This window comes from Streptococcus sp. Marseille-Q5112, assembly GCF_916700555.1.
Lineage (GTDB): Bacteria > Bacillota > Bacilli > Lactobacillales > Streptococcaceae > Streptococcus > Streptococcus symci.
On record NZ_CAKAKP010000025.1, the window covers coordinates 1 to 4512 of the forward strand.

Below are 4512 nucleotides of genomic sequence, written 5' to 3' on the forward strand. Positions count from 1 at the left end.
ATCATTTTTATCATGGATAATACTTAATAAGAAACGATTAAAAGTATACATCGGATCTCTTCTCCAATTTTCATATACTTCTGGATTTTCTTTAATTTTTGACTCAAGTGTTAACCACTTATCTTGTAAATGTAAAATTCCTTCATCATAATTCCCATTCCCTATATTAACAACAAATTCGCGTGCTCTTGATATAGTCTTCGACTCTACCTCATCATAATATTCACTTACAGTTCCAACGTAATCTCTGCTGTTTTTTATTCTATAATAAATATTCACTGCATCAAGATCAGCTTTATAATCGTCATTTCCCATACTTGGAGGAGCTCCGTTAGCACCTGCCACATCACCCAGATAACCTGCTCTCTCATTTAATATTCCGAATATAGTATCTGCCACTTCTTCCATCGGAGATTCATTAAAATAAGTGGAAATAACAGCATTTTGATGAGTATAATCAGCTTTACCACCAAATCTATCTAACATTTCTTTCAGCTGTTCTTTTTGATGAGTATTTAATTCGTTAAAACTACTTATACCAAATATTGCATCTGCTGCTATGTTTAGTTTTTTTTCAACAATTTCTTTTGAATCACTTTCCTTTATTGCAGCTAATCCTGAATACTTATGTTGATTCACTAACGCTTTTTTTATTAAATCAATTTTAGGATCTTTAAAACCAAGGTTATTCATCTCTTTTACAAAGTGTTTTTCTGCATTTTGTAATGGTAATCCTGCAGTATAATACCATGAAGTTCCTGAATAGGAGATTTCAGCCATTAACCGAATAAATTCTATGTTGGCTTTTTCTACTCCAAATTTATTTTTTAGTTTGTCATATAACTTATATATTATTTTGGATTCAATTTCACTAAAGCCATAAGCATTTTGTAGTGTATTTACAAATTGTACTTCTGATGAATATAAATTCTTATCAATTGTTTTTAACTCATGATTTTCAATCTTCACATCCTTCATTTTCTGTACCCAGCTCATGTCCATACCGTCCGCATAGTAGTTTCCATCGCTATCGACAATGATTTTACTCAGTTGCGTGGCTCCTTTGATAGCTAAGCTAAGGACTTCTAGGCTATCACTGAAATACTGGGAAACCTGTGAGACAAAAAATTCTAGTTTTTCAATCTTGTCTTCCAAATCCTGAATACCCGACTCGATTTGAAACTTGGTATTGTAGAGGATGGTCTTCTCAGAGAAGGCTTTCCCCCAATTGAGACTAAAGAGGTCCGTGATTTGATTAAGCCAATTCTCCCTCGCTTGAATCTGAGCTTCTACGATAGCTAACTGCTCTTCTCTCAGCTTTTTCAATTCCTTAAGCTGGTCTAGGTCCAAATCTCCATATCCAGAGACCTGAGCATCCGCATCTTTGTAGGAGGTCAACTCTAGTTGGATATCATCTATCGCTGCTTGGAGCTTTTTGATGCTGGGGATGATAATCTCTATAAAGAGATCTTTACCAGCTGTATAGGCTGCTCCTGTCAACTCACCTGAGTCTAAAGAGGAAATCAGGTGATCACATCCACTAGATAAGCGGTCTGTGACTTCATTTGCGACCTGGAGATTGTTAGTCATGGCCTGAATCAATTCTTGTGATTCTTGTGCGCTGTATTTTACTCCCATGGTAGCCGATTCCTTTCTGATATCAGTTCTTCTCTAGCTTCATCGAAAGTAACAACCAGATAGCCATCAAAAGTCAAAATAAACCTCCATCACCAAACAATTGCAACGGCAGAGGCATAGTTTATGGTTCCTAAATCTACCTATTCACCACTTGAGCTTCAAAGCGTGCTGGTTTGTCGTCTACATTGGTGATGGTGATAGTGTAGGGGGCTTCTTCCGTCACCCCAAATACTTCCTTTATTCCCCCTTGAACCACTATTCCATCACTTTCTAAATAGATACTTTTACTCTTATCATTTGGTAAGTCTCTGTGCTCTGTTCCATCTTTAGAGATAATAATCTCAGTTATTGACTGCTTCTCAACATTATAAACCGTGTTACTTCCTTTCATCCCCCATCCTTTTCGGCCAGATAATTTTAATTTAGCCTCATCTTTTTTTAAAAAAATCAATTCCGAATTATACTCCCGCTGCTCTGTTTTAGAAAAAACTTTCAATTCAACACTTTGACCTGGTTGCAGAGTATACTTACCAAGATTTTGTGCCCATAGATTAAAGAAAAAAATAGCCGCCAAACCTACAACAAGTACTAAACTACAACCTAAATTCCAATTCGATTTTTTCGTCATGCTCATTTGTAACTCTCCTTATAGTCGTCATACCTTTCTGGAGCTCTATCTATTCTGCAAAATTTCGTCCTCTTTCCTTTTTCTACGCTGACCCGACCACCTGATACACTGCAACAATACTATCATACGAAGAATCAAATAGACCAAACGAAGGTTTTTCATCTTTCCAAGAGTCGATAAGAAGTTTTTCCTTGCATTCCCCACTTCTTGACCTAACTGTTCAATCGTTTTACCTATTTCCTCTTTAATGGTGACTTCATTCTTTGAAACCAAATAATAATTTTGTTCTAAACTGCTGATATAGGCTTTAGAAATTGGCTCGTCTAAGAAAAAATATACTCTATCAGCATACTCATCTTCAGACAGAGTATAGTATATTTCAGCCTCACTCTCCCATTTTTTAGGAAAACTAGTTATTCTAATATTTCCATAGTCCAAATGCATAATTCCAACTAAAACGTCACTAGTCCATTCTTCCGCATAGTGGTATAATTTCACTTTCTTATCTACCATTGGCCAAACCATAACATACCGACTATGCATGAATTCCTTAGTTAATGCTGAGTTACTTGCCAAACTGGTCGCACTAATATCATATATTGACCAAATAAGAACTATGAGCATTAAGACAGCTTGAGTTGGTTTGTTTTTATAATAGTTTCTTATTCTTTTTAACATTTTACTCTCCGATAGAGGGATTGGGTTCATCTAAATCTTTTTTGAAATGTTGGATAGCATTCATGAATTCTTCAAAAGTTGATGATTTTTCACTAGAATGAGAAGAGACATATAATTTATATGTTTCTTCTAATTTCTTCATTCCTTTCGTGTAATCACCTTCTCCAATATTTTGAACAAATTCATAAGCTCTATAGCCAGATGTTTTTTCAACATTATCGTAGTATGAGTTTGTAACATCAACTACACTATCTCCGTTCTTTATTTCGTGGTAAATATTAACAGCATCTAAATCTGAACGATAATCATCATTGCCAAGACTAGGAGAAATTCCCATAGCACCAACTACATCTCCTTGCCAACCTGCTAAATCATCCTCATTTTCTATTCCATGATTATCTGTATAATGTGCAGAAATTGTGGCAGCCATATGAGAATAATCTATTGTCCCTCCAAATTGAGATAGCAATTCCCTTACTCTTGCTTTCTGCTTCTCGTCTAATTTATTATAATTTCCTTGACCATATGCTTTCTCAGAAGCCAAATTCAGTTTCCCTTTTATCTCATCATTTGTATCCCCCTCTTCAATCTTTTCCAATCTCGTAAAATTATGCTGATTCTGGATAGCCTTCTGAATCGTATCAATCTCATAATCTTCTAATCCATATTTTTTCAGTATGTATTTCAGTTTGTCATTTATGCCAACTATTATACCATTCACCCCATTTGGACTATATAGTCCAGCGACAATTTGCCAAGCACCATAAGATTTATCACCATAAGAGTATGAAGCAACTATCTTAAAGAATTCTACATTTGCTTTCTTAGTCCCATATTTCCTTTCCATACTAACATATAATCTCAGTAATATTTCTGATTCAGTTTGACTAAATCCATATTGCTGTTGGAGTGTCTGAATAGATTTTTGTTTTTTACTTATTGGTATGGATGGCTCAATTTTTTGATTTTCAATCTTCACATCCTTCATTTTCTGTACCCAGCTCATGTCCATACCGTCCGCATAGTAGTTTCCATCGCTATCAACAATGATTTTACTTAGTTGCGTGGCTCCTTTGATAGCTAAGCTAAGGACTTCTAGGCTATCACTGAAATACTGGGAAACCTGTGAGACAAAAAATTCTAGTTTTTCAATCTTATCATCCAAATCCTGAATACCCGACTCGATTTGAAACTTGGTATTGTAGAGGATGGTCTTCTCAGAGAAGGCTTTCCCCCAATTGAGACTAAAGAGGTCTGTGATTTGATTTAGCCAGTTCTCCCTCACTTGAATCTGAGCTTCTACGATAGCTAACTGCTCTTCTCTCAGCTTTTTCAATTCCTTAAGCTGGTCTAGGTCCAAATCACCATATCCAGAGACCTGAGCATCCGCATCTTTGTAGGAGCTCAACTCTAGTTGGATATCATCTATCGCTGCTTGGAGCTTTTTGATGCTGGGGATGATAATCTCTATAAAGAGACCTTTACCAGCTGTGTAGGCTGCTCCTGTCAACTCACCTGAGTCTAAAGAGGAAATCAGGTGGTCACATCCGCTGGATAAACGGTCTGTG

4 protein-coding genes are annotated in these 4512 nt (G+C 36.1%); all 4 read right to left on the minus strand.

Going from position 1 to position 4512, the window contains the following annotated elements; all coding sequences use genetic code 11:
• On the minus strand, positions 1-1638 hold a 1638-nt coding region (locus tag LG372_RS09570; RefSeq protein ID WP_225742699.1), incomplete at its 3' end, for an LXG domain-containing protein.
• 136 nt (positions 1639-1774) lie between these two features.
• The gene (locus LG372_RS09575; RefSeq protein ID WP_225742700.1) at positions 1775-2272 is read right to left on the minus strand and encodes a hypothetical protein; all 498 of its coding nucleotides are present in this window, start codon (positions 2270-2272) and stop codon (positions 1775-1777) included.
• A gap of 39 nt (positions 2273-2311) precedes the next feature.
• A complete protein-coding gene (locus tag LG372_RS09580; protein ID WP_225742701.1) occupies positions 2312-2944 on the minus strand; it encodes a hypothetical protein in 633 nt (210 codons plus the stop codon).
• A 1-nt stretch (position 2945) separates the two neighbouring features.
• Positions 2946-4512: LXG domain-containing protein (locus LG372_RS09585; RefSeq protein WP_225742702.1), on the minus strand; the 1567-nt coding region annotated here is incomplete at its 5' end.

What these genes read in the sequence shown, in the direction of transcription:
- LG372_RS09575 (WP_225742700.1), bottom strand. Translation starts at nt 2,272, where the DNA reads ATGAGCATGACGAAAAAATCGAATTGGAATTTAGGTTGTAGTTTAGTA.
- LG372_RS09580 (WP_225742701.1), bottom strand. Translation starts at nt 2,944, where the DNA reads ATGTTAAAAAGAATAAGAAACTATTATAAAAACAAACCAACTCAAGCT.